Source organism: Methylobacterium komagatae (assembly GCF_042661665.1).
GTDB classification, from domain to species: domain Bacteria; phylum Pseudomonadota; class Alphaproteobacteria; order Rhizobiales; family Beijerinckiaceae; genus Methylobacterium; species Methylobacterium komagatae.
Genome location: NZ_JBHSWN010000001.1, coordinates 4,057,730 through 4,084,336, shown reverse-complemented (window position 1 = coordinate 4,084,336; position 26,607 = coordinate 4,057,730). Strand labels below are relative to the sequence as shown.

General features: G+C 68.4%; 26 protein-coding genes, 1 tRNA gene and 6 pseudogenes. 20 read left to right on the top strand and 13 right to left on the bottom strand.

The window, feature by feature from the left end:
- Positions 1-501 precede the first annotated feature (501 nt).
- Positions 502-990 carry a class I SAM-dependent methyltransferase gene (locus tag ACFQE0_RS20310; RefSeq protein WP_378972865.1) on the bottom strand — a complete coding sequence of 163 codons (489 nt, stop codon included), beginning with the start codon at positions 988-990 and terminating at the stop codon, positions 502-504.
- Between the two features lie 1,169 nt (positions 991-2,159).
- Between ACFQE0_RS20310 and ACFQE0_RS20305 the strand changes: the two genes are divergently transcribed.
- Both ACFQE0_RS20305 and ACFQE0_RS20300 read left to right on the top strand, forming a co-directional pair.
- A complete protein-coding gene (locus ACFQE0_RS20305; RefSeq protein WP_116655823.1) occupies positions 2,160-2,717 on the top strand; it encodes a sigma-70 family RNA polymerase sigma factor in 558 nt (185 codons plus the stop codon).
- Positions 2,714-3,358, top strand: coding sequence for an NrsF family protein (locus ACFQE0_RS20300; protein ID WP_116655822.1), 645 nt, complete (start codon positions 2,714-2,716; stop codon positions 3,356-3,358). Before ACFQE0_RS20305 ends, ACFQE0_RS20300 begins: the two co-directional genes overlap by 4 nt.
- 91 nt (positions 3,359-3,449) lie before the next feature.
- On the opposite strand, the gene ACFQE0_RS20295 is transcribed toward ACFQE0_RS20300, so the two are convergent.
- Both ACFQE0_RS20295 and ACFQE0_RS20290 read right to left on the bottom strand, forming a co-directional pair.
- Positions 3,450-3,677, bottom strand: a complete 228-nt coding sequence (locus tag ACFQE0_RS20295; protein WP_078947037.1) for a GDCCVxC domain-containing (seleno)protein — start codon at positions 3,675-3,677, stop codon at positions 3,450-3,452.
- A gap of 5 nt (positions 3,678-3,682) precedes the next feature.
- Positions 3,683-4,117 (bottom strand): mercuric transporter MerT family protein, encoded by a 435-nt coding sequence (locus tag ACFQE0_RS20290; RefSeq protein WP_378972861.1) that lies wholly within the window; start codon positions 4,115-4,117, stop codon positions 3,683-3,685.
- 53 nt (positions 4,118-4,170) lie between these two features.
- Between ACFQE0_RS20290 and ACFQE0_RS20285 the strand changes: the two genes are divergently transcribed.
- Positions 4,171-4,578 carry a MerR family transcriptional regulator gene (locus ACFQE0_RS20285; RefSeq protein ID WP_116655885.1) on the top strand — a complete coding sequence of 136 codons (408 nt, stop codon included), beginning with the start codon at positions 4,171-4,173 and terminating at the stop codon, positions 4,576-4,578.
- A gap of 1,399 nt (positions 4,579-5,977) precedes the next feature.
- On the opposite strand, the pseudogene ACFQE0_RS20280 reads toward ACFQE0_RS20285, so the two are convergent.
- Positions 5,978-6,531, bottom strand: a pseudogene (locus tag ACFQE0_RS20280) (HAD-IC family P-type ATPase); the annotation flags it as partial.
- A gap of 207 nt (positions 6,532-6,738) precedes the next feature.
- On the opposite strand from ACFQE0_RS20280, the gene ACFQE0_RS20275 reads away from it, so the two are divergent.
- The 9 genes and pseudogenes from ACFQE0_RS20275 (at position 6,739) to ACFQE0_RS20235 (ending at position 12,645) form a co-directional block, all read left to right on the top strand.
- The gene (locus ACFQE0_RS20275; protein ID WP_053610152.1) at positions 6,739-7,191 is read left to right on the top strand and encodes a MerR family DNA-binding protein; all 453 of its coding nucleotides are present in this window, start codon (positions 6,739-6,741) and stop codon (positions 7,189-7,191) included.
- On the top strand, positions 7,188-7,409 hold the full coding sequence (locus ACFQE0_RS20270) for a heavy-metal-associated domain-containing protein (RefSeq protein WP_053610151.1): 222 nt from the start codon (positions 7,188-7,190) through the stop codon (positions 7,407-7,409). Before ACFQE0_RS20275 ends, ACFQE0_RS20270 begins: the two co-directional genes overlap by 4 nt.
- A 33-nt stretch (positions 7,410-7,442) precedes the next feature.
- Entirely contained in the window at positions 7,443-9,881 is a 2,439-nt protein-coding gene (locus ACFQE0_RS20265; protein ID WP_116655820.1) for a heavy metal translocating P-type ATPase, read from the top strand.
- 23 nt (positions 9,882-9,904) lie between these two features.
- Positions 9,905-10,252: a heavy-metal-associated domain-containing protein gene (locus ACFQE0_RS20260; protein WP_116655819.1), complete on the top strand. Its 348-nt coding sequence runs from the start codon at positions 9,905-9,907 to the stop codon at positions 10,250-10,252.
- Positions 10,249-10,929, top strand: a complete 681-nt coding sequence (locus ACFQE0_RS20255) for a cytochrome c biogenesis CcdA family protein (protein WP_116655818.1) — start codon at positions 10,249-10,251, stop codon at positions 10,927-10,929. The genes ACFQE0_RS20260 and ACFQE0_RS20255 overlap by 4 nt, the downstream gene beginning before the upstream one ends.
- Before the next feature lie 18 nt (positions 10,930-10,947).
- Positions 10,948-11,190 (top strand): heavy-metal-associated domain-containing protein, encoded by a 243-nt coding sequence (locus tag ACFQE0_RS20250; protein ID WP_116655817.1) that lies wholly within the window; start codon positions 10,948-10,950, stop codon positions 11,188-11,190.
- Positions 11,187-11,708: pseudogene (locus ACFQE0_RS20245) on the top strand (MFS transporter); the annotation flags it as partial. The gene ACFQE0_RS20250 and the pseudogene ACFQE0_RS20245, both read left to right, overlap by 4 nt.
- Positions 11,612-12,397, top strand: coding sequence for an MFS transporter (locus ACFQE0_RS20240; protein WP_378972855.1), 786 nt, complete (start codon positions 11,612-11,614; stop codon positions 12,395-12,397). The pseudogene ACFQE0_RS20245 and the gene ACFQE0_RS20240, both read left to right, overlap by 97 nt.
- On the top strand, positions 12,394-12,645 hold the full coding sequence (locus ACFQE0_RS20235; RefSeq protein WP_116655815.1) for a hypothetical protein: 252 nt from the start codon (positions 12,394-12,396) through the stop codon (positions 12,643-12,645). Before ACFQE0_RS20240 ends, ACFQE0_RS20235 begins: the two co-directional genes overlap by 4 nt.
- Positions 12,646-13,881: 1,236 nt before the next feature.
- Here the strand turns inward: ACFQE0_RS20235 and ACFQE0_RS20230 are convergent.
- The 3 genes and pseudogenes from ACFQE0_RS20230 to ACFQE0_RS20220 all read right to left on the bottom strand — a co-directional run.
- Positions 13,882-14,062: pseudogene (locus ACFQE0_RS20230) on the bottom strand (efflux RND transporter permease subunit); the annotation flags it as partial.
- A gap of 184 nt (positions 14,063-14,246) precedes the next feature.
- The gene (locus tag ACFQE0_RS20225; RefSeq protein ID WP_053610143.1) at positions 14,247-14,675 is read right to left on the bottom strand and encodes a MerR family transcriptional regulator; all 429 of its coding nucleotides are present in this window, start codon (positions 14,673-14,675) and stop codon (positions 14,247-14,249) included.
- Between the two features lie 557 nt (positions 14,676-15,232).
- A tRNA-Arg gene (locus ACFQE0_RS20220) sits at positions 15,233-15,309 on the bottom strand.
- A gap of 293 nt (positions 15,310-15,602) precedes the next feature.
- Here ACFQE0_RS20220 and ACFQE0_RS20215 point away from each other — a divergent pair.
- Both ACFQE0_RS20215 and ACFQE0_RS20210 read left to right on the top strand, forming a co-directional pair.
- Positions 15,603-16,301, top strand: a complete 699-nt coding sequence (locus ACFQE0_RS20215) for a glutathione S-transferase family protein (protein ID WP_378972852.1) — start codon at positions 15,603-15,605, stop codon at positions 16,299-16,301.
- 171 nt (positions 16,302-16,472) lie between these two features.
- Positions 16,473-17,054 carry an NUDIX domain-containing protein gene (locus ACFQE0_RS20210; protein WP_378972850.1) on the top strand — a complete coding sequence of 194 codons (582 nt, stop codon included), beginning with the start codon at positions 16,473-16,475 and terminating at the stop codon, positions 17,052-17,054.
- 10 nt (positions 17,055-17,064) lie between these two features.
- Here ACFQE0_RS20210 and ACFQE0_RS20205 read toward each other — a convergent pair whose 3' ends face one another.
- Together ACFQE0_RS20205 and ACFQE0_RS27680 are read right to left on the bottom strand one after the other, a co-directional pair.
- A complete protein-coding gene (locus ACFQE0_RS20205) occupies positions 17,065-18,420 on the bottom strand; it encodes an SLC13 family permease (RefSeq protein WP_465264080.1) in 1,356 nt (451 codons plus the stop codon).
- Between the two features lie 103 nt (positions 18,421-18,523).
- A pseudogene (locus ACFQE0_RS27680) lies at positions 18,524-18,829 on the bottom strand (SLC13 family permease); the annotation flags it as partial.
- A 17-nt stretch (positions 18,830-18,846) separates the two neighbouring features.
- On the opposite strand from ACFQE0_RS27680, the gene ACFQE0_RS20200 reads away from it, so the two are divergent.
- Complete coding sequence (locus ACFQE0_RS20200) at positions 18,847-19,419, top strand: hypothetical protein (protein WP_378972848.1); 573 nt, start codon at positions 18,847-18,849, stop codon at positions 19,417-19,419.
- Here ACFQE0_RS20200 and ACFQE0_RS20195 read toward each other — a convergent pair whose 3' ends face one another.
- The 4 genes and pseudogenes from ACFQE0_RS20195 to ACFQE0_RS27670 form a co-directional block, all read right to left on the bottom strand.
- Positions 19,420-19,872, bottom strand: a complete 453-nt coding sequence (locus ACFQE0_RS20195; protein ID WP_378972846.1) for a CBS domain-containing protein — start codon at positions 19,870-19,872, stop codon at positions 19,420-19,422.
- 159 nt (positions 19,873-20,031) lie between these two features.
- A complete protein-coding gene (locus ACFQE0_RS27675; protein WP_465264079.1) occupies positions 20,032-20,160 on the bottom strand; it encodes a hypothetical protein in 129 nt (42 codons plus the stop codon).
- A pseudogene (locus ACFQE0_RS20190) lies at positions 20,158-20,697 on the bottom strand (alpha/beta fold hydrolase); the annotation flags it as partial. The pseudogene ACFQE0_RS20190 and the gene ACFQE0_RS27675, both read right to left, overlap by 3 nt.
- A pseudogene (locus tag ACFQE0_RS27670) lies at positions 20,608-20,843 on the bottom strand (alpha/beta fold hydrolase); the annotation flags it as partial. The pseudogenes ACFQE0_RS27670 and ACFQE0_RS20190, both read right to left, overlap by 90 nt.
- An 87-nt stretch (positions 20,844-20,930) precedes the next feature.
- On the opposite strand from ACFQE0_RS27670, the gene ACFQE0_RS20185 reads away from it, so the two are divergent.
- The 5 genes from ACFQE0_RS20185 (at position 20,931) to ACFQE0_RS20165 (ending at position 26,602) form a co-directional block, all read left to right on the top strand.
- Positions 20,931-21,563: a GntR family transcriptional regulator gene (locus tag ACFQE0_RS20185; protein ID WP_378972843.1), complete on the top strand. Its 633-nt coding sequence runs from the start codon at positions 20,931-20,933 to the stop codon at positions 21,561-21,563.
- Positions 21,564-21,582: 19 nt separating this feature from the next.
- Positions 21,583-23,103, top strand: coding sequence for an aldehyde dehydrogenase (locus tag ACFQE0_RS20180; protein WP_378975598.1), 1,521 nt, complete (start codon positions 21,583-21,585; stop codon positions 23,101-23,103).
- A gap of 84 nt (positions 23,104-23,187) precedes the next feature.
- Positions 23,188-24,573 carry an MFS transporter gene (locus ACFQE0_RS20175; RefSeq protein WP_378972840.1) on the top strand — a complete coding sequence of 462 codons (1,386 nt, stop codon included), beginning with the start codon at positions 23,188-23,190 and terminating at the stop codon, positions 24,571-24,573.
- A 248-nt stretch (positions 24,574-24,821) separates the two neighbouring features.
- Positions 24,822-26,150: an adenylate/guanylate cyclase domain-containing protein gene (locus ACFQE0_RS20170; protein ID WP_378972838.1), complete on the top strand. Its 1,329-nt coding sequence runs from the start codon at positions 24,822-24,824 to the stop codon at positions 26,148-26,150.
- A 32-nt stretch (positions 26,151-26,182) separates the two neighbouring features.
- Positions 26,183-26,602 (top strand): RNA polymerase sigma factor region1.1 domain-containing protein, encoded by a 420-nt coding sequence (locus ACFQE0_RS20165; RefSeq protein ID WP_378972835.1) that lies wholly within the window; start codon positions 26,183-26,185, stop codon positions 26,600-26,602.
- Positions 26,603-26,607: the final 5 nt, after the last annotated feature.

Sequence of the window (26,607 nt, the reverse complement as noted above, 5' to 3'; positions counted from 1 at the left end):
GCCCTGATCCCTGCGCCCCACTGAAGTGAAGAAATAGAAGCCGTCACGCTGCGCCGCGGTCCGGGCCGTAGCCGCGTCGAAACCAGGTATTCTGAAGCCTCTCTTCCCGAGGGTGCCGCGGAACAGCCAAGCGACGCCGCAGAGGAACGCGGGGATCACGCGACTTGTCGGGACAGCGCAGAACAGATCCCGAGCGAACCGGCTCTCAAAGATGATGTATGCCGGTTCGTCGGTCGCTCCTGACGCGCCAGCCTCTTCAGTCGTGTGCGCGCCGGTCGCCGCAGGGATGGCGCGGCAGACACGCGGGGAGCGGCGCCTGGTGTTCACGGGCCGCGGTCGCACGGGGCCGGACTGCACTGAGGCTGCCTTGCTCACGGACGAGCGGGCCGAGCCCGACCTTGGTAGAGGTAATTCAGCATCCGGGGGGCGTCGCCCACATAACCCGTCTGCATCGCGTCGATCACAAAGGCCGCTTCTTCGAGAAGGCGGTCGACCGGACGCTCAAGGTGACGAGCTGATACGTGTCCGCAGCGGGTCCAGACGGCGTTGCCAGCGCGCGACGTCCGCATCGGGCGCCAAGCCATGCTCGATGAACAACAGCTGCCCGTCGGGGCGCAGCACCCTGCGGATCTCGTCGAGGCCGGCTCGGGGATCGCGGAGGCTGCAAAGGGTCCAGGTCATGACCACGGTATCGATGCTGCCGCTTGCGAGCGGGATGCTTTCGGCAAAGGCACACGCCAACAGGATCGGGGCGGCACTCGCGCCCAGCCGCCCGCGCGCCTTGCCGAGCAACGCAGGCGACGGATCGATGCCGACCACCTGATCAACCTGGGCCGTGTAGAAAGGGGCGTTCAGGCCCGATCCGATGCCCACCTCCAGCACGGTGCCGTGCGCCAGCGGAACGAGCCGCGCGCGGCAAGCCGCAGCCTCTTGGTTCCGCAAGGCATAGTCGACGAGGAAGGGAAAGATGCGGCGCGCGTAGAAGCCCATGATTGCGGTCTTTCCGGTTCACTGAACGTTGCGGGAGAAGGCCTAACCCCGCCGCACGGCCGCGACCGCGCCCATGCTGCTCGCGTTCGGTGCCTTATGAGCCGGGTTTACCGCCGGCGGTGTCCGAAGGCCCTTCCCGGCCCACCGGCAAACCGCCGGTTCGGCCGGCTCGCTTCAAGCCGGCCGAGAGCGAATGCGGCGCATCCGCCACCGCCGCGCAGCCGGATACGGTCTCCGGGACGGAGCCGGACCTTTAAGGGAATTTCGAAGCCGGCAGCCGTTTCGTTACAAAGTTGGCGGGCGCCATGACGCTGGCTGAAGGCAACCCCGTCGCCGCACGCCGCGCATGTCTCGGAAAGATGGCATGCCAGGGGTGAGCACCGAGCGACTGCACGACCCCGTCAGCTCTGCGCATCCCGGCGATGCGCGTGAAACCATGGCGCCATGCGGCGATGCCGGCTTTCAAGGCGTTCGGCTGCCTGTTACGTTCGCTCCGATGTCCTGGCTGCGGTCCCGCTCTTCTTGCGCATTGGTTTTGATCCTCGCCCTCGTGGCGGGCTTCGCGCTGCATGGCGTGCAGGCCGCTCACATGAAGGCGTCCACACCCGTCGCGGCGATGCAGTCTTCGATGCCCGATGGCTGCGAGTGTTGCGAGGGCTGTGACGAGGGCGGGATAGCACGCTCGGCCTGCTCACTCCTGTGCGCCGGTTACGTCGCCGACGCCCCCCCGGCCTTCGAACCCCGTGTCATCGGGACATCGTTCGCGTACGCGCTCGTAGATATCGGGGGCGTGAGCCTCAAGGGACCGCCGGACCCCTTCCCACCCAAGGCTACCGTTCTGAGCTAGGCGCGCCGGTTTAGCCGGCGCGCTCGCAGTCGTGCTTGCGACGACAGCATGCGCGGCTTTGTGCCCGGAATCCCGTCGAGGGCCGGGTCCTCACGGCACTCAGGACGAGATCGATGTCATTCCACCGTGCTCCGGCCCATGGCCGGGGATCTTCGGCTCGTGGACGCGCGCGAAACCGCACCGTTCACGCTCCGGTGCCCGGCCGCAGGGCCGAGGCGTCATCCGACGTCGTGGGCCACTCCAAGGTCGGCGGCCTCCCGGCGCTTCGGCGAGGGTCTGTAACCGTTGGCGCATGCCTCCCGAACTTGGTTGGGAGTGCCCGATGATCGCCAGTGAAGGAGAGCTCAGGCGCCTGATGAAGGCCGGCCTGGACGGGAACGCGGCTGCGTATCGGGCGCTTCTCGACCGACTGAGCGGGCATCTGCGTGCCTATTACCGGGGAAAGCTCGCCCGCATCGGGCGAAGTCAATCGGAGGCGGAGGATCTCGTGCAGGACGCGCTGATGGCGATCCATACGCGTCGGCATACCTACGACGTGGACCAGCCGTTCACCCCCTGGGTGCAGGCCATCGCCCGCTATAAGTTGATCGACCACCTGCGCCATACGCGCCCCGCGATGGCTTCCGTCCCCATCGAGGACGCCGGCGACTTCGAGGCGCAGGACGACCATGTCGGCACGGAGAGCGCGTATGACCTGGACCGGCTCATGGCCAGGTTGCCCGAGAAGATGCGACGCGCGATCCGCTACGTGAAGCTCGACGGCCTGAGCGTCGCCGAGGCGGCCAGTCGATGCGGCATGTCGGAATCGGCCATTAAGGTCAGCGTCCACCGCGGCCTCAAGGCCATGGCGGCCGGCATCAGCCAAGGAAAGGGACGATGAGAACGAACGAACTGATCGAGATGCTCAGCACGAACATCGAGCCGACCGACCACGGCAGGCTCAGGCGCGGCCTCGGCCTCGCTGCGGCGCTCGCTGCCGGTGTGGCGCTCTGCTTGACGCTTCTGTTGCTCGGGGTGCGGCCGGATCTCGGCCATGCTGGCGTGCTCGGCTTCCTGCTCCTGAAGGTGGCCTTCGGTGCCGGCGTCGTCGTCCTGGCCGGGTGGCTGCTGATCAAGGTCGCGCGCCCGGGTGGCGAGGCTAGGATCCGAGCCTGGGTCGCCACGGCGCCGTTCCTCGGGATCATGCTGCTCGCAGGCGTCAGCCTTGCCTCGGCGCCCAGTTCGCATTGGGATAGGATGCTGGTCGGCCACATGTGGCTGGAATGTCTCGTATCGATCCCGGTCATCGGGGTGCTGCCCTTCGCCGTTCTGATCTGGGCCATGCGGAGGTTTGCCGCGCCGACGGACCTCTTCCGTACGGGTGCGCTCGTGGGACTGGTTGCCGGTGGTATCAGCGCAATGGGTTACGCCCTGCACTGCATGGACGACTCGGTCCCGTTCGTGGCGCTCTGGTACGGCGGCACTATCGCGTTGTGCACGCTCGCCGGTGCCCTGCTCGGGCCCCGTCTCCTGCGTTGGTGACCGGCCCGCCTTGCGGGCGCTGAAGTGGAGAAGCTGGCCCATAGCGCATCCCTCGCAGCATGGTGGCCGACCGTACCACCACACCGCGGGATTAAACTCTGGGGCAGCAACACGCAGACCGACCGCTCTCGCGGGCCTCCTGGATCGGCGGACAGGAAACGTCACCGAAGGAGCAGAACACGCAGCAGTCGCCCGCATTCGGTCGCAGGAGCGCGCCGCAGCCGGTGCACTCGTAGAAGAACTGACAGGCGTCGGTCGGCATCGTTTCAGTCGCCTGATGGCCGCAGTTCGGGCATGTGAGGGTGGACTGAAGCTGCATCAACCTTACCGCATGGCCCTGAGCACCATGGGCTCAAGGTAGGGTTCCCACACAATCGCCAGGGCAACCAGCGCCGATCCAAGCCCGAGAAGGGCAGCCGTCCGTCGTGATGATTGAGTGCTGGCGCATGGACCAGACAGGGCGCAGGCCGCTGCGCGGCGGCGGAAGAACATCGCCCAGCCCGCGAGGAGGGCCAGCGCGGCCCCTCCGAGCAGGAAGGGCCGGACGCTCGCCAACATCGCCAACCCGCCGAACACGGCCCCCGTTGCGCCGAGACCGGCGAGCGCCACGGGCAGGGCACAGCAGGATGATGCCGCCAGAGCCCCTAATCCGGCGACAGTGCCCAACCCGGCGAACCAGCCTCCCGTACGGACGGGCAGGCGCTCCCGTGGGCGTAGGGCAGGTCTGGCAGGGGCCGCTATGTCTGGTGTGTTGATCATGGTCGTGCCACTCTGCATCCCGTAGCCACTACGGGATCAAGAGGAAAATGGTCATGGGTCCGCGCGGCCTCTCCATCGGGCAACTCGCGGCGGCAGCCGGGGTCAATCTTGAGACGGTCCGCTACTACGAGCGTATCGGGCTCATGCCACCGCCTGCCCGCACTGGAGGCGGTCATCGGGCCTACGATCCGGTCCACATCCAGCGTTTGGCGTTCATCCGTCACGCTCGTACGTTGGGCTTCGGGATCGAGGATATCCGAACTTTGCTGACTTTGGCCGTGCCCGGACACCGATCCTGTGCCGAGGTTCGGAACATTGCCAGTGCGCACCTGTCCGAGGTCCGCACTAAACTCGCTCATCTCGCGCGGCTTGAGGCCATCCTGAGCGGCACAATCGACCAGTGCAGCGGCGCGCCGACGCCTGCTTGCCCGGTGCTCGACATGCTCGATGCTACGATGTGAGAGACTATCCCTTTTAAGGGTCCGCTATGGATCGAGCTTGGGTGAAAACGCGAAGGCGGTAGAGGGATCTCCCCTCGAATGCACGGGGCAGCTTCGGAATAGGCGCCTCCATGGCATCTATGCCTCTATTTATGTTGCCTGGATGGCTGCCACATAGAAAATTGTTCTACAAGTTCAGAGAGCTTCCGCGTTTTTGCACAGCCTCGGTCGGAAGCAGCCATTGGGACGGTCAAGCTGATTGAGTCCAGACCCTTGGACGGTCAGTCCTCGAATGCCCGACTGCCGTGCCAGTTCGCGCCCCCAGTGATAACCGTCCCGCGGGGCCGCTTCGAAGTAGAACTATTTGCAATAGTGATTTGACAGCCATTGTATTGGTTTTGGAGTGACGAGTAACTTAATGACCTATTTGAACATCCCATTCGCCTAGGACTAGCTTCGGGCAAAACCGAACAATCTGCGCATCGCCGGTGCAATTTTCTAGAATGTGCTAGCGTATTTCGCAGGAGCCACGCTGCTGGGATCGTCATGAGCGAGAGCAGTACCAGCCGCAGCTGAAAGCGCAACTTAGCTTGGACAACAAGGCGCTCCAGGCGCCGGTGCTGCGCGCCTTTCGGAGTGGGGTCCGTGATCGGCGGCACGGTCGCCGTGTGAGCCCGCCGAATCCGCAGATCTGCCCATCGCAGGCCGAACGGGACGATCAACCATCCGGTCCAGGCCGACACGACGACGAAGCGACCGTAGTGCCTGCCGGTGCAGGCCAGAATGCTTTTACGAAAAGGAGGTTGCCGTCAGCGCTCCGGACGGGGGTCTGCCCGCCGGCTTCCTTGCCGCGAAGCCACCGGTACCGCCTCTCCATGACCCGCGACACCCCGCGCCACAGCTTCACGCAACGGGCGGCGTCCCGCCCCCGCGCGGACATGCGACTGGCCGGACCGCTCCGTCGACCTGTTCCTCCAGGCAAGCGACTTCGTGGCTCATGGTGGGCCCCTGCGCGGTCCAGCGTCCGGCCCGCCGAGGGAAACGACGACCAAGGTCGGCGGCGGATCACGGTTCGCTGCGGGAGTGTAACGCGTCCGGCGCTTGTATCGGGGGCGACGACCCTATGCCGACGGACGTGTCACGCTTCCACACGCACAATCTATGGCGCCATCCGTTACAGGTTATCTCCGAAAACGACGATCTGTACGCCTCGGCAATCCTGCAGCCCTGAGACGCCAGCTGGAGCGCGCGCCTCTCGCGACGTGCCCTTCGCGTTCGGCCGGATCCCAATACGGTACCCCTCACCGGAGGTGTCCCCGCCGACATCCGGTCCATCAAGCAACGAGCGTGACCCGAACCGGTGGCCGCCGTGGCGCCACGGTCGCGAGGGAAGGCGATGCCCCCGATTTGGGGGGCGACATTATGCGCGAACCCGCAGCAGCCGTAACGCATTCGCGGTCACGAGGACCGTGGCGCCGGTATCGGCCAGGATCGCGGGCCACAGCCCGGTGACGCCCGCCACGGTCGTCACCAGGAACACCGCCTTCAGGCCGAGGGCGATGCCGATGTTCGCCCGGATGACGGCGAGTGTCCGACGTGAGAGCGCCACCATCCGCGCCACGTCGACGACGCGCCCATGCAGCACCGCGGCGTCGGCGGTCTCCAGGGCGACGTCGGTCCCGCCGCCCATCGCGATGCCGACGTCGGCCGCCGCGAGCGCGGGCGCGTCGTTGATGCCGTCGCCGACCTTCGCCACCACCGCGCCCGCCGCCTGGGCTCGCCGACGATGCGCTGCTTGTCCTCCGGCAGGAGTTCGGCCCGGGCCTCGATGCCGAGCGCCCGGGCCACGGCCTGGGCCGTGCGCGCATTGTCGCCGGTGAGCATAACCGCCCCGATCCCCGCGGCGGCCAGTGCGTCGATTCCGGCCTTCGCGTCGGGGCGCGGCTCGTCGCGCATGGCCAGCAGGCCGGCCAGGCTCGGGGCCAAGCGCCGCATACGGTCGGCCTCGCCGCTCCTGCATGGCGCCGCCTCCGTGAGGTGTCGGCGGCGGTGGCGCGGACCCGGCGGCGGCCGACGGTCCAACGCGGCGCGGCGCGTCACACGCGGCTTCGAAGGTGGCTTGACTCCGTACCATGGTACGGCCGCTAGGGTCGTTGCGAGCTGGTGATGTCGAGATCCGGGATGAGAGATCAAACCATAGGACAAGCGGCGCAGGACGCCGGCGTGGGCGTCGAGACCATCCGCTTCTACGAGCGCGAAGGCCTGATCGAGCAGCCCATCAAAGGAACCGGGTATCGGACCTACTCGCCCGAGCTGGTCGCCCGCATCCGCTTCATCCGGCAGGCCCAGAGGATCGGGTTTTCCCTGAAGGAGACGCAGGAACTCCTCGCCCTGCGCGCCAACCCGGCCGCCGATTGCGCCGAGGTGCGAGCCCAGGCCCAGCACAAGATCGCGGAGGTCGACGAGAAAATCTCCGAGCTCCTCCGCGTCCGCGCAGCCTTGGAGGCCGTGGTCGCTTCCTGCCCCGGACGCGGCGGACTTGAGGACTGCACCATCCTGGAAGCCCTGGAGGACGCGCCGCGCGGGCCAGGCACCTGTCGGTGCGACGAACCGAAGAAGGGGAAGCCACGATGAAGACCATTAACCTGAGGATCGAGGGTTTGCGGTGCGCTTCCTGCGCCGCCTCCGTCGGTTCGCTCCTGGATGCACAGGCCGGTGTGCGCGGTGTCGACGTCTCCTTCGAGGAAGCGCGCGCCCGCGTCCTCTACGACCCGCAAGTTACGAGCGGGGACCGCCTCGTCGCCGCCGTCGAGAGGCGCGGCTTCCATGTAGTCGCCCGCGACCCAGCCTGATCCCGTTCACCGACACCGCAAGGAGACAGGGCAGTGGCTTCGGCAACAGCGCTCGACGCGAACCTTCCCCTTTGGAGCGAGGAGCCGGCAAGCCGGCCCGACCGCGCCCGCATCCGCGCCCGGATCGGCGGCCTCCACTGCTCGCTCTGCACCGGAACCATCGAGAAGGCGCTGGGCAGCCAACCCGGCGTCGACAAGGTCGCCGTCAGCCTGACCCACGAGCAGGCGCTCGTGGAGTACGATCCCGCAATCGCCCGTCCGGCGGCTCTGCTCGGGATCCTGCGCGACATCGGCTACACGATCTCCGACCCGCGCAAGGTCCGGCCGTTCGAGGAAGAGGAGCGGGACCTCGTGCGGGAGAGCCGCCGCTTCGTCGTCGCGGTTGCCCTCAGCGTCGCTTCCATTCCCATCATCGCGGATCCCTCGCTCGGCTGGATCGGCTACCTGCCCGCCCTGGTCTGCCTCAGTCTCGGCGCCATGGTGTTCCTCGTCCTGAAAAAAACGAGCGTCTTGGCCGCTGTTGCCAGCACCGGTGGCCTGACCGTGTTGGCGCTGGGTCTCCTCTACCTGAACCTCCATGGCTACTTGGCGACGTCCGCCCCCTGGCTCGTCGCGGCGTTGGCCGTGGCCCTCGTCTTCGGGGTCGGACGGCACATCCTGCACATGGCCATCCAGGCCTTGCGCCGCGGCATCCTCAACCAGCACGCGTTGCTGGAGATCGGCGCCTTCGCGGGCATGGCCGGCGGCGTCATCGGGCTTGTACTGAACCGTCCGGGCTACCCGACCGCCCCGTTCTTCGCCGTCACGGTGATGGTCGTGACCTACCACATCTTCTCCGAGTGGCTGTCGCTCATCGTCAAGACGCGCAGCTCGCAGGCCGTGAAGCGCTTGCTCGACCTCCAGCCCGAAACCGCCCGCGTGGTCCGGGATGGGCAGGAGCAGGACCTTCCGCTCGAAGCGGTGGCGGTCGGCGACCTCGTCCGCATTCGCCCCGGGGAGCGCGTGCCCGTCGACGGGACGGTCGTATCCGGCCGCTCCGCCGTCGACCAAGCGCTGGTGACCGGTGAGCCCATCCCGGTCGAGCGCACGGAAGGCGACGTCGTCATCGGCGGCTCGATCAACGGCACCGGCAGCCTGCTCGTACGGGTGACGGCCGTCGGCGCCGGCAGCTTCCTGCAGAAGGTGATCCGCGAGGTTGAAGACGCCCGCGCCTTGAAGCCAGGCCTCCTCCATCTCGTCGACCGCGTGCTGCAGGTCTACACGCCCACGGTGCTTGTGGTGGCTGCGCTCGCGTTCACGGGTTGGCTCGCCGGATCCTGGCTTATCGGCGGTGAGGCCGACATCGCGCGGGCGGTGTTCGCGGGCTTAAGCGTCCTGGTCATGGGCTATCCCTGCGCCGTCGGCATCTCGGCCCCGCTCTCCATCGTGCGGGGCGCTGGGGAGGCGGCCGAGCATGGCATCCTTATGCGGACCGGCGAGGCCTTCCAGTGCTATCGCCTCGTCGACACCGTCGTGCTCGACAAGACCGGAACCCTGACCGAGGGGCGGCCCGTGGTCCGCGAGATCGAGGTCTATTCGGGGACCGAGGCCGCGCTTGTCGCCCTCGCCGCCGCAGCCGAGGCCTCCTCCGAGCACCCGCTGGCCCAAGCCGTGGTCAAAGCGGCCTTCGCGCGCGGTGCCGTGCCCCCGGAGGTGGTCGCGTTCGAGGCCATTCCGGGCAAAGGGGTCGTGGCCCGGATCGCGGATAGCGAGGTCGTGGTTGGCAGCCCGGCCTTCCTCGCCGGCCACGGCATCGATCTCGCGCCGGCTTCGGCGCGCATCCTGGCCCTGGAGGAGGCCGGGCGCACCGTCATCGTCTCAGGCCGTGACGGCCGTCTGCTGGGCCTGCTCGCCCTCGACGACCGGCTGCGGGCGGATGCCGTGCAGGCTGTCGCGGCCTTGCGCAGGGAGGGGCTGCGGACGGTCCTGCTCACCGGGGACAACGAGCGAACCGCACGCCGGATCGCCGGCGAGGCTGGCATCGACGAGGTCCATGCCGGTGTCCTCCCCGACGGCAAGGCCGAGATCGTGCGACGGCTTCAGGCCGCGGGCAAGGTCGCGATGGTCGGCGACGGCATCAACGATGCACCGGCCTTGATGCAGGCGGACGTCGGCATCGCGATGGGCGGGGGCACCGACATCGCCATCGAGGCCGCCGACATCATCATCCTGTCGAACCGCCTCGCCGCACTGCCGCTTGCGCGCCGGATCAGCCGCCGCAGCTACGCCAAGATGCTCCAGAACGTCTGGCTCGCCTTCGCCTTCAATGGCTTCGGCATCCCGCTCGCCGCGACCGGGCTGGTCAACCCGATCTGGGCCATGGTCGCCATGGCGGTCAGCGTCACCGCGATCTTCCTCAACTCGCTCTGGGCACAGCCCGGCCTCTTCCTGGGTGCGATCATGAACGTCGGCCATCCGCCCCGGACAGCGTAGCCCAACCTAACAGGAGTTTCCCCATGACAGACCCTCTACGCCAGGGTGCCGTCGCCGCGCTCGCCCTCGCCGCCACATTCGGTTCGGTCGGTCGATCATGGGCGGTGGAGGATCAGCCGGCCATGTCGCGCCGGGTCTCCGAGCTGAAGGTCGCGACGATTCCAATCGAGGGCATGGCTTGCCTATCCTGCGCCGCGTCGATCAAGCGAACCGTCAGGAAGGTCGACGGCGTCTCGGACGCGGAGATCGACTTCGTTCGGCGCTCGCTCCGCGTCACCTACGCGTCCGGGCGTGCCCTCCTTCTCAGTCGGGTGAAAACGGCCATCGACGTTCTTGGCTACAAGGCTGGCACTCCGGTTCTTGAGCGATGACCCTCGAAAGCGTGATCCAGCCGCTCGCGTCCGGCACAAGCGGCCCGGCCACCCTGTGGGTCACCTTCCTCGCGGGCATCCTGGCCAGTGCGGTCTGCCCCTGTACCCTGCCGGTGGGGCTCGGCATCGCCAGCGTCGCGGGCGCCTCTGAGGCGGGCTCTCGCCGAATGGGGCTTCACGTCGCGAGCGCGTTCTTTGCGGGAATCGTCCTGAGCCTCACCGTTCTCGGAGCCGTCGCTGGCCATCTCGGCGCCCTGGCGACCGAGGCCTTCGGCAGGGGCTGGGCGCTCGCCATGGCGATCCTTTCGCTTTGCGCGGCGGTGACGGCGTTCTGCTGGCCCCGCATGCGCCTCGGCAACCTCACCGCATGGCGCCGGCCCGGCCTCTTCGGGGCCTTCGTCTACGGGCTGATCTTCAGCATCGGCACCTCGGTGGCCCCGCTGCTGCTCCTGCTCACGGTCGCTGCATCGGACGGGGATCCGGGTCGGGGCATCCTGCTCGCCCTGCTGTTCGGTCTCGGCCGGGGTCTCCCGTTCCTTGCCGCAGGGATGGCGGCAGGGGCCGTCACGCGCCTGGCTCGCCTCGGCCTTTGGGGGCGGACCCTGCAAATCGTCAGCGGCGCGGCCCTCCTGCTGGTCAGCGCCTACTACGCCCAGGTCTACGCGGACCTGCTTTGAACCCGGAGAAACGGTGCAATGAGCGACACGCCGAAGGCCTCCCTGTCCGAGGTTACCTTCTCGGTGCCCGGCATGATCTGCGACGGGTGTGCCGAAAAGGTCCGCGACGCCGTCCTGGGTGTACCCGGCGTCCATCAAGCGAAGCCCAGCGCCTGGCACAGGCGCGTCACGGTGACGTTCGAGGCGTCCCGGATCGAACCCGGACAGATCGGGTCGGCCCTCGCCAGCGCCGGGTTCGAGACCGGTGCGGTTCGGCCATGACCCCGGTTTCGCTCGATGTCTCGGACGTGCATCGGGAGCGCCTGCTCCGGGCGGTTGCGGCCGCCACCTTCGTCATCTTCTTCCAGGCTTTCATGGTCGCCCCGATCCTTCCGCAACTGGGGGAGGCGTTCGGCGCCTCGCCGGAGCGGGTCGGACTGATCGTTCCCGCGTACTTGATCCCGTACGGCGTGGCGACGTTGGTCTACGGGCTCCTGGCGGACCGCCTCGGCATCTGGCGCGTGATGGCCGGATCGATGACCGGCTTCGCCGTGCTGACCGCTCTCACCGCCACGGCAGGGTCCGTGGAGCAACTCGCGCTCTGGCGTCTGCTGACTGGGCTCGGGTCCAGCGGAGTCGTGCCGCTCGGTCTCGTCCTCGTCGGCAGGCTCTTTCCGTACGAGCGACGCGGGCGCCCGCTGGGATGGCTTTTCGGGGCCATGGCCGGCGGCATGGCCTTCGGGTCCACCTCCGGGGCGCTGCTGGAACCATCCATCGGATGGCGGGGCCTCTTCCTGGCCGTGGCGGCGGCAGGTGCGGCGATCCTGTTCGTCCTCAGGCGGTCAAGGGGGTCGTTCCGGGCGCGACGGCGGCTGGGGCCAACCTGGGCACGCTGTTCCGCGGTTATCGGGACCTCTTGGTCTCTACCCGCGGTCGCCGCACGTATGCCTACGTCTTCCTCAATTCGGTATTCCACTCCGGCGTGTTCACCTGGCTGGGGCTGTATTTCGAGCGGCGCTACGGCCTTGGGCCCGTCGGCGTCGGCCTTGCACTCCTCGGCTACGGGATCCCCGGTTTCCTGCTCGGCCCGATCATCGGCCGGGTGGCGGACCAACGCGGTCGCGGGCGGCTTCTGCCGCTCGGCCTCTTCCTGGGCGCCGTCGCGGCGGCAGCCCTGATCCTCGACGTGCCCTTGCTGCTCGCGGTGGTGGCGGTGACGGTCCTGTCCCTCGGCTACGACATGACGCAACCGTTGTTCGCCGGCATCGTCACCGCGCTCGGCGGCCAGCGGCCGGGGCAGGCCATGGGCCTGAACGTTTGCCTACTGTTCACCGGGTTCGGCCTGGGAAGCCTACTGTTCGGGTCGACGCTTCGCTTAGAGTTCGGCCCCGTTCTGGCCGCGTTCGCGGCTGCGGAACTGGCGCTCGCCGTCGTCGCTTTACTTCTATTCCGATCCGAGGTTCCGCCGGCCGAGGGAGGCCGCCCATGAGTATGGGAGATGAGGCGCAAGCCATCGACGCCCTGATCCTCGCCGCCTTCCGGCAGGCGTGCCGTCAGGGGGAGCCGGGCGTGGCCGAGCACCTCCTCTGCGCCCTGGAAGCGCTCGCTGCCGGCGGCGAGGCCTCGACATCCGCCTCGGTCTCTCTGGACGAAGCATGCCTGTCCCTCAGGGACGAGATCGGCGGCGCGGCGCGCACCTATTCCGCAGGCGGACGTTGGCCGAGGCGGACGCGCTGAATCGCGACGGCTTTCCTCAATTCCATTCGGCGCGCGCTTCAGCGCTGGCGCCGCTTGCGCTCCAGGGCTTTTAGGGCATCCGACCGCATCGTTCCATTCTCCGCTCCCAGGGCCGAGCGGAGGTTTGCTGAGCCGGTGGACCCATCCCGTACGGGCGCGCTCGTGGGACTGGTTGCCGGCGGTCCGCGCACGAGACGCGCGCGAGACGGCGGCCCAGACCTTATCCTGGGAACCGCTTGAGGTTCGCATTGCGACAAGGCGTCAGACCACCGCCGGATGCCGCCAGGGTGGGGAACGGCGACACCCGATCCCATCCTTGAGTTTGGGTTGCACATCGGCGGCGGCCGGTGTCCGCTCGTCGCGACGGATCAGATCTCCGCATCTGCGTCTTACGGTCCGCGGTGACATGCGACAGGGGCGAAGCATTCTGGGCAGCCGGCGTCGGTTTTGCCGCCGGGGCGAGAGCGGGCCCGGGCGAACGCGTATCGGGTAGCGTGCTCCGTTACACGTTCCGGGGCGTCCGCCCATGCGGTCGGGCGGGGGGACGGACATTGCCGCGCCGAACATGGTCGATATCGAGCCTCGAACGCGAGGCAGGTAATTCGCGGCGGTAAATGTGCATTGTCAGTGTCGGGCAAGTCCGGGCGGGGGGACGTCCGGACGGCCGAGGGCCGATGGGTGCGTCGAGGTCGGGGAGGTCGAGGGCGGGACCGCATCCGTGTGAGTCGACGTCAGCGACCTGCACTCGGCCCTGGCCGAGGCAGAGATGCGGATCCGGGCAGCGGAGGCGAAGGTGGCCGGCTTGAGGGAGGCGCTCGCCAAGGCGGAGGCCTCGGCCGCCGCCGCGGAGAAGCGCTTGCGACGCCAGCAATTGTCGGTCGTGGTCGTCCGGGAACGCGCGGTCGGACGCCTCGGTAGCATGGCCACGCTGGTGCACGCGAGGTCTTCCGGAAAGACCCGGGTCGCGCGACGGGCCGAGGAGGGGCCCTTCCGGCAGATCGTGGCGATCAAGGAGGCGCTCGACAATCTCCTGGTCGTGCAGATGCTCTCCCCGGTACCACGTGCAGGGTCGCCAGAACGGCAGGACGATCTTCGAGGACGTGGTCAAGTCCACCCATGCCCTGACCAATTCGAAGGTTGCTGTCGTATATCCGGATTGGCTGGGATCCGAGAAGGCCGAATACGTGGCGTTGACCGAGCTGCTCAGCCACTTCCTGCTGACGACGTGCGGGGCGGTGCCCTCGGCACGAAACCGAGCGAGGCGACCAGTGCGGTCATCGCGACCGGACGCAGCCGGGTCAGAGCGCCTTCCGACATCGCTTCCTCCGCGGCCGGCCTTCGCCGATCAGTTGTTTCATGCTCGCACCAAGTCGTTGGGCACGGCCACGCCCGAGAGGGTGATGAACGCGACCGCCGCGCTTCGACGGCGCAGGGACGTCTACGCCGGGAGGGGGGCTCTCCGTCATCATACTGGTCCCGGCCCTGGTGGTCGCTCTCGACGTCAGGGTGGCCAGCTGGCTGCCCCTCCGCGATACGGAGGGCACGAGGCCCACTTAGACATGGCTGGCATGGGCATCACGGCAATGCCGGGGGCGGACGCATCAGGAACGGTGTCGGTCACTTAGACACTCCCCGTGATCGGCTAGCACCTCTATCACCCTGCACTCGCGGACTTGGCCGCCGGTGCACTGGTCGAGCATGGCCTGGACCTCCGCCCTCAACCCCGTCAGCCGCGCGATGCGGTCGTCGATGTCGGCGAGATGGCTCCGGGCGACGACGTCGGCTTCCGCGCAGGGCCTCTCGGGATGGGCCGCGAGATCGAGCAGCGTCCGGATTGCCTCAACCTCGAACCCAAGTTCTCGCGCATGCCGGATGAAGCGCAGACGTCGGACCGTGTCATCGTCGTAGGTCCGACGATTGGTCTGCGTCCGCTCGGGCGCCGGGAGCAAATCGATTGACTCGTAGAAACGGATGGTCGGGATCTTGACCCCCGTCCGCTCCGACAGCACGCCGATGGCGAATGACCGCATCGAATTCCCCCGTGATGCTCTAGCTACTAGAGACATTACGGTCGTGATCGCGGATTGGGAAGGGCGCAATCGGCCGTTTCGCCGGCCCCACACCTACAGAAACCCGGTCACGGCGGCTCAGCGAAGGCTCGCATCCGGTACGTGCATTCGCCTTATGTCAGCGCCGCGTCACACGTGTCCGTGATGCCCTGGGCAAAGCGGGGCATCGCCAGCCCGGTTCAGGTTGCCGTGGTGATCCTGGCATCGCCGAAGGCTCGGCGATGGTGGGCGTCGTAGGCTCGACGATTGGCCCACACCCACATCCGAAAAAACGCGGGGCAGGTTTCAGGACGCGCTCGCCGTACGCCTCGCTGGCGCAACCCGTCGACGACTATGAGTCATCAGGTCCGCTAATCGGACGAGAAGGCATCAAGTCGCTCAAGCGCCTCGCGGCTCTTCCAAGTTGGAAAAAAGAGGGAAAAGTCTTGCATCTCAAGATCCTACTTGTAGAATCTTTTCTGGCACTAAGTTGTGCCAGGATGACGCCAGTCGGAACTTATGTGGCGTCCAAGAAAGGCTGGCGCACCCGACACGATTCGAACGTGTGACCTTTGCCTTCGGAGGGCAACGCTCTATCCAGCTGAGCTACGGGTGCTGACCGTGTCTTTCACCTAGCCCAAGCGAGCGGGGAGCGCAACGGTGGCGTGGCGGCCTCATCGCGCCCGATGCCGAATTGCAAGAACTCCGAAGGCGAACGTCACACGTTCAATGCGCCGCGGATGTGCCGCGTGCCGCGAGGAGGAAGGGCTGTCGGCCCGCTGCGACCGACCTACGATCCGCGCCGCCCTGCGACCTTTCGTGAGGCCGCCTTGAAAGGTTGATCCGGCGAGCCAAACCCTGCTGCACGGCGTTCCCGCCTCATCGGATGCCAGCGAGAGGAGAGTCTTCTTGTCGACAAAAGCGCGAATCTATACGTCCCCGTCCGCCTTCCCGAACCCCCAGCGCCTGCGCCTCTTCCTGCACGAGAAGGGAATCGCCGATGCTTACGACGAGGTGATCTACGACATGGCGCCGGGCGGCGAGCAGCGCGGCTGGCGCCACCTCAAGATGAACCCGTGGGGCGAAACGCCGACGCTGGAACTGCCCGATGGATCCTACCTGTCGGAATCGGCCGCGATCGTGCGCTACCTCGACGCTCACCATGAGGGACGCAAGATCACCGGGGCGACGCCCCTGGAGCAAGGTCTCGATACGATGTGGGACGATCGCGTCTGGGTGCAGATCCTCTACCGGCTCACGACGCAGTTCCACGTTCTGCACCAGGGGCTCGGGCCGAAGCTCGAACTGACGAACAACCCGCAATGGGGCGAGCATTGCCGCAAGGAGGCGCTCTCGCACGCGGCGCTCGTCGATCGCCATCTGGCCGATGGCCGGGGCTGGCTGCTGGGCGGTGAGAACCCGACTTTCGCCGACATCACTCTCTGCACCGCCATCGCCTTCTCGAAGTTCGGGCCGGTGGCCACGCCGCTCGATGAGCGCTTCGAGCAACTCGACCGGTTCTGGCAGCGATGGACGGCGCGCACCAGCTTCCAGAAGGCCTATGCCGACGGAGGCGGGCTCGAGGAACTGGCTCATCTTCGCCGCTAGCGCCCTGCCGTGGGCGGAGGATTCAAGCACGGTGTGTGACGTGCGAGTCTGAGCGATGGCTCAGACGGGATGCGTACTCCTCGACGCGAGCGACGCGGAACGGTCGGCTGCGATGGCCAGCGACCGCTCCCGTCCACTCAAACACGCCCAGCGCACCCGCGGGAGGTTCCGATGAAGGCCGAAATCCTCAGCTTCCGCATCATTCACGACGGCTGGAGCCAATTCGGCTTGGCCAGGGTCCGGCTGGCCGATGGAACGGAAGCGGAGCGCGAGATCGAGGATCACGGCAACTCCGTCGGCGTGCTTCCCTACGATCCCGAGAGACGCGTGGCGACGCTCGTGCGCGAATTGCGGGTTCCGCCCCTCTACGTCTCGGGCGAACAATCCCAGCTGGAAGCTCCGGCCGGCCTCATCGATGACGGCTCTCCCGAGGAGAATGCGCGGCGCGAGGTTCTGGAAGAGACGGGTCTACGCCTGCACGACCTCGAATCGGTCGGCACGACCTATTCCTGCGCGGGGATCTCGACAGAGCAGATCCATCTGTTCCTGGCCCCCTATCGCACCGCCGACCGCGAGACCGGGGGCGGCGGCGCCGAGGGCGAGCACGAGAACATCAAGGTCGTGGAGATGTCCCTCGCCGACCTCGCCGGAATGGCCGCGACCGGGCAAATGCGGGACTTGAAGACCCTGGCCCTCGTCCTGGCCCTCCAGGTGCGCCACCCCCACCTCTTCACGGCCGAGGGCGATTCCTGAGAGGCCGCCCTCACACCGGACGAAGGGGCCAGACGAGGGCGATGAGGGGGATGCCCACCGCGATCACGATGAGCGAAAGCGGCAATCCGAGCCGGGCATAATCGCCGAAGCGGTATCCGCCGGGGCCCATGACCAGGGTGTTGCACTGGTGCCCGATGGGCGTGAGGAAGTCGCAGGCGGCACCCAAGGCCACCGCCATCAGGAACGGATCCGGGTTGAGCCCGAGCTTGGTCGCGAGCTTCGCGGCGATCGGGCCCATGACCAGGACGGTGGCGGCGTTGTTGAGGAACGGCGTCACCGCCATCGCCAGGATCAGGATCGCGCCCAAAGCCGTCACGGGCGACAGGCCCTGCACCAACGTCGTCAGGTGGCCGGCGATCAGGTCGGCGCCGCCGGTCGTGCTGACCGTCTCGGAGATCGGGATCAGGGCGCCGAGCAGCACGAGCACCGGCCATTCCACGGCCTGATACGCCTCGTGAGGCGTCATGCTCCGCAGGAGCAGAACGGCCACGACGGCGCCGAAGAAGGCCACCGCCACCGGCACGACATGGAGCGCGACGAGGGCCATCGCCGCGATCAGGATCGCGGCGGGCAGCCAGCTCCGGTCGTTGCGGCCCAGCGCGATTTCCCGCGCGGCGAGGGGCAGCACCTTGAGGGTGCCGAGGGCGGGGGCGAGGGCGGCGGCGCGCCCGCGCACCACGACCACGTCTCCGCCCCGGAACCGCACGGAGGAGAGCCGCTGCTCGATGCGTCGCCCACGCCGACTGACCGCGAGGATGGCGAGCCCTGCACTATGCTCGAGATCGAGCTGGGCGGCGGTGCGCCCGACGAGCTCGGATTCCGCCGTCACCACACCCTCCATGACCACGGATTCGGCGGTGGGTGCGGCTCCGGCCAGGGTCAGCCCGGTGCGGGCCACGAAGCGTTCCAGGGCATCGGGCTCGCCGTTGAGCAGGAGGACGTCGTCGGCCTTCAGGCGGAAATCCGGGCTCGCCGGATAGCGCCGGAAGCGCTCGCGCAGGATCGTGGCGACGCCGACCTCGCCGTCGCCTTGCGCCTCCAGGGCGGCCACCGTGCCGTCGATGGCCGGGTGGCCGGGCGGGAGGCGCGCCTCCGTCGTGTAGCGCTCCAGGGTGAACGCGGCCTCCATGGAGCGTGTGCCCCCGTCGCGCCGGGGCAGCAGACGCCAACCGAGGCACAGGAAGACGAACCCGGCCGCCGCCACGCAGAGCCCCACGGGGGCGTAATCGAACATGCCGAAGGGCTTGCCGGTCAGGTCGGCACGGACCTTCGAGACGATCACGTTCGGCGAGGTACCGACCAGCGTGACGATGCCGCCGATCAGCGAGGCGGAGGCCATCGGCATCAGCAGCGCGGAGGGCGGCGTGCCGCTGCGGCGGGAGAGCCTGCAGGGCGATGGGCATGAAGATGGCCAGCGCCCCGACATTCTTCGTGACCATCGACAGGAGCAGCACCCCGGCCACGAGGATCGGCACCTGCCGCCCGGGGCTGGTCAGGCGCGGCATCAGGGGGCGCATGAGCGTCTCGACCGCCCCCGAACGGGCGATGGCGGCGGACAGGACGAGGGCCGAGCCCACGATGATGACGATGTCGTCGGAGAATCCCGAGAACGCCTTGTCCGCCGGCACGAGGCCCAGCGCGATCCCGGCGGCGAGCGCGGTCAGCGCCACGACGTCGTAGGGCAGGCGGTCCCAGACGAAGGCGGCCACCGTCACGCCAATCAGGCTGAAGGCGAGCACTTGATCGACGGTCATTCAGGAACACCTGTTCGGTGCGCCGCCGAAGCGGCACAGGCTGGAAGGGATGGGCATTGGAGCGAGTCGCCGGACGACAGGACCAGCGGACAACCGCCGGTGAGCGCGAGGCGATCGATCGCCGCCACCGCGACATAGCCCCCGGCCGTCGTCAGATCCTGGACGCAGTCGGCCAGAAGGTCCTTCATGGCTTCCTGCAGAACCGGCACCAGACCCTGATGCCCCTGAGCGTCAACCTCGCCTCGCTGGCCGGGGTGGAGCGTGTGGCCGTCGCCCGCTTCGCCGCGGTGGCTGTGCTGGCCGGAGGCGCGGCGGGGGCGCCGCGCCCGGTGCGGGCGTGGCTCACCGCCAGCGGGGCCGACGAGGAGACCCTCGCCGCCTTCGAAGAGGCCCTGCGGACACCCCCGCCCCTCACCGTGGCCCTGGCCGGTCTGACGACACCCGAGATGGATCTGATCGCTTTCATCCTCTGTCTGGTCGCCGCGCGGGAGGCCGGACCGGCAGCCTCGGCCTTCGCGGACTACGTCGCCGCCGCCCGCGCCCTGCCCTCGACGCTGGTCCGGGCGGCGGAGCGGCGGTATCGGGTCTGATCAGCGCTCCGTTCCGTCGAGGCGGTCCTGCAAGGAGACCTGCAACTCGTCGTCGTTCACGAGCAGGTGGCGCGCGACATCGGCGAGGGTCAGCCAGCCTACGACCCTGTCGTTCCCGTCGAGGACCGGGAGGCGCCGCACATAGTTCGCCCCCATGACATCCAGGGCTGAGCGGAGCGTGTCGTCCGGCTTGCAGGACAGGACGGGGCGTGAGGCCACATCCTGCACCGAGACGGAGGTCGGATCGCGGCCGCGGGCGACGACGCGGTAGAGCAGATCCCGATCCGTCACGATGCCGACGCAGTGGTCGGCCGAGCCGACCGGCAGGGCCCCGACCTCGATCTCGCCCATCAGGACAGCGGCCTCCTGCACGCTCGCCTGAGGCTCGATGAACTCGACGTCATGGGCCATCACGTCGGCGACACGCAGATGTTCGGCGGAAAGGTTCGGCATCAAGCTCTCGGCGCGGCGCGGCAGCCGTGAGCTTTCGCGCATGGCCGTTGATCTAGGGCAACGTCCGCCGGGCCGGGGCCGCTTCCTGAGAAAATCCGCTTCGTGAGAGACCGTGCGCTCGTGAGGGGAACTCGGGTGCGGAGCGACCGCCGTCTCCGCTCACGCGTCCGTCGAGACCATGTCGTCGACCACCGCGGCGCTGTCCTCGTTCAGGAACGAGACGAGGGCCTCCAGAAACCGCTCCGGCTCCTGCAATTGCGGAACGTGCGCGCAGCCCGGCAGGATCATGAGGCGTGCGTCGGGCAACCCGGCCGCCAGTTCACGCGACATCGGCGGGGGCGTGGCCTCGTCCTGCTCGCCGACCAGCACCAGCACCGGCACCGCGACCCCCCGAGATCCGCCCGGAGATCGAGCCCCGCCAGGGCCTCGCAGGCGGCGCGGAACACGCTCGGGTCGGTGCGGAGGAAAGCGGCCAAGCGCTCTCGCATCAGCGCCGGGTTCGCCGCCTGGAAATCGGGCGCGAAGAGACGGCGCATCGCCGTCTCGCTCAAGGCGCCGAGCCCCTTCTCGCGCGAGACGGCGGCCATGGTCCGGAAGGCCTGACGCCCGGGCTCGGAGAAGCAGGCGCCGCAATCGGCCAGGATCAGACGGCGCACGAGGCCGGGATGCCGGATCGCCATCTGAAGGGCCACGAACCCGCCGAATCCATTGCCGAGCACACTCGGCCGCTCGCCGAGATCCCGCAAAGCCTCGGCCATGCGATCGGCCACCGCCTCCAGGCCGCCGGACACCGCCTCGGATCCGCCGAAGCCCGGCAGGTCCGGCACGATCACCCGGAACCGCTCCGCCAGCGGCCCGGCGATCCGGTCGAAGCTCGCCGCATCCGCAAGGAGCGAGTGGAACAGGACGAGCGGCTCCCCCGCCCCCGATTCCTGCGCCGCGATCCGTCCGCCAGCGAGCGTGATCCGCATCCGTGTCCTCCCCCGGGCAACTCGAAATTTCCGTTGACGTGATATTTCACGGATGCAATCTTGAGGCAACCTGATCGGGTCAGAACCGTGCTTCTCCGCGACAACATCTATCACGCCATCCGCTCCGAGATCCTGGCCTGCCGCATGCCGCCGGGGGCGGAAGTGCGAGAGCAGGAATTGGCCGAGCGCTATGCGGTGAGCCGCCAGCCCGTGAGGGAGGCGCTGTTGCGGCTGGAGCGCGAGCGGCTGGTGACGGTTCATGCCCGCCAGGGATATCAGGTGAATCCGATTTCGATTGCGGATGCCCGCGATCTGCTGGCCTTCCGCCTCGTGATCGAGCCGGCCTGCGCGGGCGATGCCGCCGAGTCCGGGACGGCGGAGGCGCTGGCCTCCCTCGACGCCTTCCGGGCGCTCGAAGAGGGCACCGACTTCATCGACTACAACCGCGCCTTCCACACCGCCCTGGCCCAGGCCTCCGGTAACCGCCGCATGGCCGCCACCGCGCGGGACCTGATCGAGCAGGCCGACCGCCTCGTGCGGGTCAGCCTCGCCGGCATCAAGGGCCGGGATCCGGACCAGCTCATCGCGGAGCACGTCGCGATCATCGAGGCCGTGCAGCGGCGCGATGGCCGCACGGCCCGGCGCCTCGTGCGCGAGCACGTCGCCCAGGCCCAGCGCCGCATCATCCCGGCGCTCGAGCGCAGCGCCGTCATCCGTTGAGGGAGATCACCCCATGAACATGATCACGAGACCGGATCTCGCCGTCGAGACGCGGGGCAACTTCGTCGACGGGCGCGAGATCGAGGCCGGGGACGGCCCGCTCATCGATGTGAAGAACCCCGCGACCGGCGCCGTCATCGCCCGCATCCCGAACTCGACGGAAGCGGATGTAGACCGCGCCATGCGCAGCGCCCGCGCCGCCTTCGAGTCGAAGGAATGGGGCGGCATGGACACCCGTGCGCGCGCCCGGCTGGTGAACCGCTTGGCGGACGCGTTCGAGGCCAATCTCGACACGCTCTACAAGCTGGAGACGCTGAACAACGGGCGTCCGATCAACGAGACCCGCGCCCAGCTCTCGCGCCTGCCGGACTTCTTCCGGTACAGTGCCGGTCTCGCCCTGGCGCGGCGGGATGCGGTGATCCCGGTGGAGGGGTCCTACCTCAACTACACGCGGCGCACGCCGATCGGCGTGGTGGCGAATTGCACGCCGTTCAACCACCCGCTGATGATCCTGTGCAAGTCGCTCGCGGTCGTGCTGGCCACCGGCTGCACCACGGTGGTGAAGCCCTCCGAATACACCCCGCTGACGACGCTGAAGCTCGCGCAGATCTTCACCGAGGCCGGCCTGCCGAAGGGCGTCTTCAACATTGTGCTCGGCCTCGGGCCGACGACGGGCAGGCACCTTGCCGAGCATCCCGACATCAACAAGCTGGTGCTGACCGGCGGCACCGAAGCGGGCCGCATCGCGGGCAGCGCGGCGGCCAAGGTTTTCGCGCATCAGACGATGGAGCTCGGCGGCAAGACCCCGGTGATGGTGTTCGACGATTTCGATCTGGAGCAGGCGGTGAACTACGCCGCCTTCGGCGCCTTTATCGGCGCGGGCCAGACCTGCGTCTGCGCGAGCCGCCATCTCGTCCAGGCCTCAATCTACGACGCCTTCGTGGAGAAGCTTGCCGCCAAGGCGAAGAGCATCCGCATCGGCGACCCCTTCGATCCGGCGACGCAGCTCGGGCCGGTGATCTCGGGCAAGCAGCGCGACCGGGTGCTCGCCTATGCCGGCTACGGCCGCGACGAGGGCGCCCGCGCGGTGGCGGGCGGCCAGGCGGCGCGGGTCCTAGGGGGCGAGGAGGGCTTCTTCGTGGAGCCCACCGTCTTCGCCGACGTGCGTTCCGACATGCGCATCTTCCAGGAGGAGGTGTTCGGCCCCTTCACCAGCGTCACGCCCTTCAAGGACGAGGCGGATGCTCTGCGGCTCGCCAACGATTCCCCCTTCGGCCTCGCCGCCGCGATCCGGACCCGCGATGTCGCCCGCGCCCACCGGGTCGCGGCCTCGGTGAAGGCGGGCATCGTGTGGGTGAACGACCACCACCGCCTCGACCCCGCCTCCCCCTGGGGCGGCGTCGATGACAGCGGGCTCGGCCGCGAATGCGGGCTCGAGAGCTTCGACGACCATTTCAACGTCAAGAGCGTCATGGTCGCGACCCACGACACCCCGTTCGACTGGTATCGCGACACGGCGGGCCAGCGCCGCCTGAACTGACCACCACGAAACCCGGACGGAGGGCGACAGACCCCGCGTCAGACGGGTGCCCTCCGCGCCGATCCCTTACGCGGAGGAAACGCCATGACCTCGATCGTCAATGCGGGAGGCCGGCTCGACCGGCTTCCGATCGGCCCATTCCATTACCGGATCATGTGGTTGATCGGTATCGGGATGTTCTTCGACGGGTTCGACATCTACATCGCGGCGACCGTGCTCGGCGCCACGCTGAAGAGTGGCTTCTCGACCCTGCCGGAGAACGCCCTCTTCGTCTCGGCGACCTTCCTCGGGATGATGGGCGGCTCGTTCCTCACGGGCTTCCTGGGCGACCGCTACGGGCGGCGATTCACCTATCAGGCGAACCTCCTCGTCTTCGGGCTCGCCGCCATCGCGGCGGCCTTCGCCCCCAACATGATGACGCTCATCGCGCTGCGCTTCATCATGGGCCTCGGTCTCGGCGCGGAGAACGTCGTCGGCTATTCCACCATGACCGAGTTCGTGCCCGCTCGCTCGCGGGGACGCTGGCTCGGGCTGATGGCGGTGTTCGTGGTCACCGGCCTGCCGGTCGCCTCGCTGATCGGCTATCTCGTGATCCCGGTCTTCGGCTGGCGAGCGATGTTCGTGCTCGGCGGATTGGGAGCGCTCGGCGTCTGGTATCTGCGCAAGAACCTGCCGGAATCGCCCCGTTGGCTGGAGGCTGTCGGGCGCACCGACGAAGCGGAGGCGCTGCTGAGGCAGATCGAGTCCGAGGCGGCCCGCGGCGGCGTGCTGCCGCCCCCTGCCCCGGTGTCGGCCCCGACGCCGAAGGTTGCCTTCGCCACGCTGTTCCAACCCCCGTTGCTGGCGCGGATGTTCGTCGGCTGCCTCTGCCTGATCGTCATCAACACGCTGCTCTACGGCTTCGTGACGTGGCTGCCGGTCTTCTTCATCAAGCAGGGCCTCAGCGTCGCGACCTCCTTCGGCTACTCGCTGCTGATGGGGCTCGGCGCCCCCGTCGGCAGCGCCATCGGCGCCCTCACCGCCGATCGCTGGGGCCGCAAGCCGACCATCGTCGGCGCCTCGGCGGCGGCGATCCTGTTCGGCATCGTCTATCCGCTCACCACCGACCCGTGGCTCCTGCCCCTCGTCGGGTTCGGCCTCACCGTGCCGATCTACGTCCTCGTGGCGCTGCTGTTCGGCATCTACATTCCCGAACTGTTCCCCACCGAGGTCCGCCTGCGGGCCTCCGGGATCTGCAATACCTTCGGGCGCGGCGCGACCATCGTCACGCCCTTCGTGGTCATCTCGCTGTTCCAGACCTACGGGATCGGCGGCGTCATGGCCCTGATGATCGGCCTGCTCGTCCTCCAGATCGTCACGGTGATCACGCTCGGCGTCGAGCCGCGTCAGCAGAGCCTGGAGGAGGTCGAGCCGCTCCTTTCCTCGGATCGGCCGGTCGAAGGCGCCGCCGCGCGGCGGGGTCTCGCTTAGGCACCCGCCGACCTTGCCGCGCTACGCGAGGCGAGTGCCGTTCACGACGGCGCTCGCCTCGCGCCTTCTCTCGGGCCGCCTCCGGGAACAAAGACCCCGGTCGTCCCTTGAGGCATCAGCCCCGCTTGTCGCGCCCCCGACCGGCGGCCGATGTCCCATGCGGGGAAGAGAGCGCCGATACGGTTCGTGGCGGTCGTCTTCGCCGTGCCGGAACACGGGTTCCGCCGTCACGATCGTCCCGCGCCGCCATGAGCACCCACGCCGCTCTCACCGTCATCGACCGTCTGCCGACGCGCTCCCGCACGGTGGACCGGATGGTCGTGGGCTGCGTCGTGATCCTCGCCATGCTCGGAATCGCAGTGGGAGCGTTCACCTATCAGCAGCGCGGCACGGAGGCCGTCCGGCATGCCATGGTGGTGGACGGGTTGCTCGGCCGTGTGTTGTCGGCGGTCCAGGATGCCGAGACCGGGCAGCGCGGCTACCTGCTCACCGGGGAGGACGTGTTCCTCACGCCGTTCCGCGAGGGCCGCGCCAAGGTCAACCGGGAGGTCGCCCGGCTGCACGAACTCCTGCGGGACGATGCCAGCCAGCGGGCCGAGCTCGATACGCTGATCCTGCTGATCCGCACCAAGCTCGATGAACTCGGCACTACGGTCGATCTGCGCCGCAACGGCGATCTCGACAGGAGCCAGAGCCTCGTCCGGGCCGGCCACGGCCGCCAGGTGATGGACGAGATCCGCACCGTCATCGGCAGGATGGAGGATCACGAAGCCGCCTTCATGGAGCAGCGGCAGGCGACGATCTCGCGCATCGCCCTGCTGATCTGGGGCCTGTTCGCGGGGGTGGTGGTCGCCCTGGTCCTCTTCGCCCTGTCGGCCACGCGCGAGGCCGCCCGCCGCCGCAGCCTGTCGCGCTTCCTGCCCCGGGAACTGGTCTCGCGGCTCGCCGACGACGACGGCAGCCTGAAGGCCGGACGCCGTCAGCAGGCGGTCATCGCCTTCATCGACATGCGCGGCTCGACGGCCATCGCCGAACGGCTCGATCCGCAGGAACTCTCCGCGTTCCTGTCCTCCTTCCGCAAGCGCGTGATGCGCCTGTCGCGCCTGCACGGCGGCGTGGTCGACAAGTTCATCGGCGACGGCGCGCTGGTGGTGTTCGGCCTGCCCGAACCGGCGCCAGACGACGCGGCGCGGGCGGTCGCCTTCGCCCGCGACCTCGTTGCGGTCATCGCCCGCTGGAACGACAAGGGCGAGCACGATGCCAGCGTGCGCATCGGCGTCGGCCTCCATTGCGGCGAGGTGTTCAGCGGCATCATCGGCGAGGAGGCCCGCTACGAATTCACGGTGCTGGGCGACACGGTCAACGTCGCCGCGCGCCTGGAGCAGGCGACCAAGGTCCACGGCGTCTCCGTCCTGGCTTCGGAGGCTGTCCGCCGGGCGGCGGGGGCGGAGGCCGCCGCGTGGCGGGAGGTCAGCCGGGAACCGCTTCGGGGCCGCCGGGAGGCAATGCCCTACTACACGCTGGACATTCCAGCGTCCGAAACGACCGCCGCCGATCCGGAGAAGGACGCGGCGTGAGGACGAGGCGGCGGACGGGACGGTAAGTTCTCATGACAGGCACGATCGACCGCGCGACCCTCGACCGGCTCATCGCCCTGGGGCGGGTGCGCGGCGAACTCACCGCGAGCGAATTGCAGGCGGCCCTTCCGGTGGATGCACTGGATGTCGATGCCCTCGTCCTCGTGATGCTCGAACTGGAGGAGGCGGGGATCAGCGTCGAGCCGGACGCCTTCGGCCCGCGCGCCGAAACCGGCCCCCTGCCCCGGCTGACCCTTCCACTGCCCGATCCCGGCGTCCCGCAGACGACCGCGACGGCCGCGAGCGAGGCCCGGTTGCGGGAGACGGCCCCTCCCGCCGCTCCGGCGCAAGCGAAAGCGGGCGAGGCGGAGGGAGACGACGTCACCCGCGTGGTCCTGTTGGCGGGCCTCGCGGTCGTGCTGATCCTGGGGCTCGTCCTCGTCTTCGTGTGAGGACG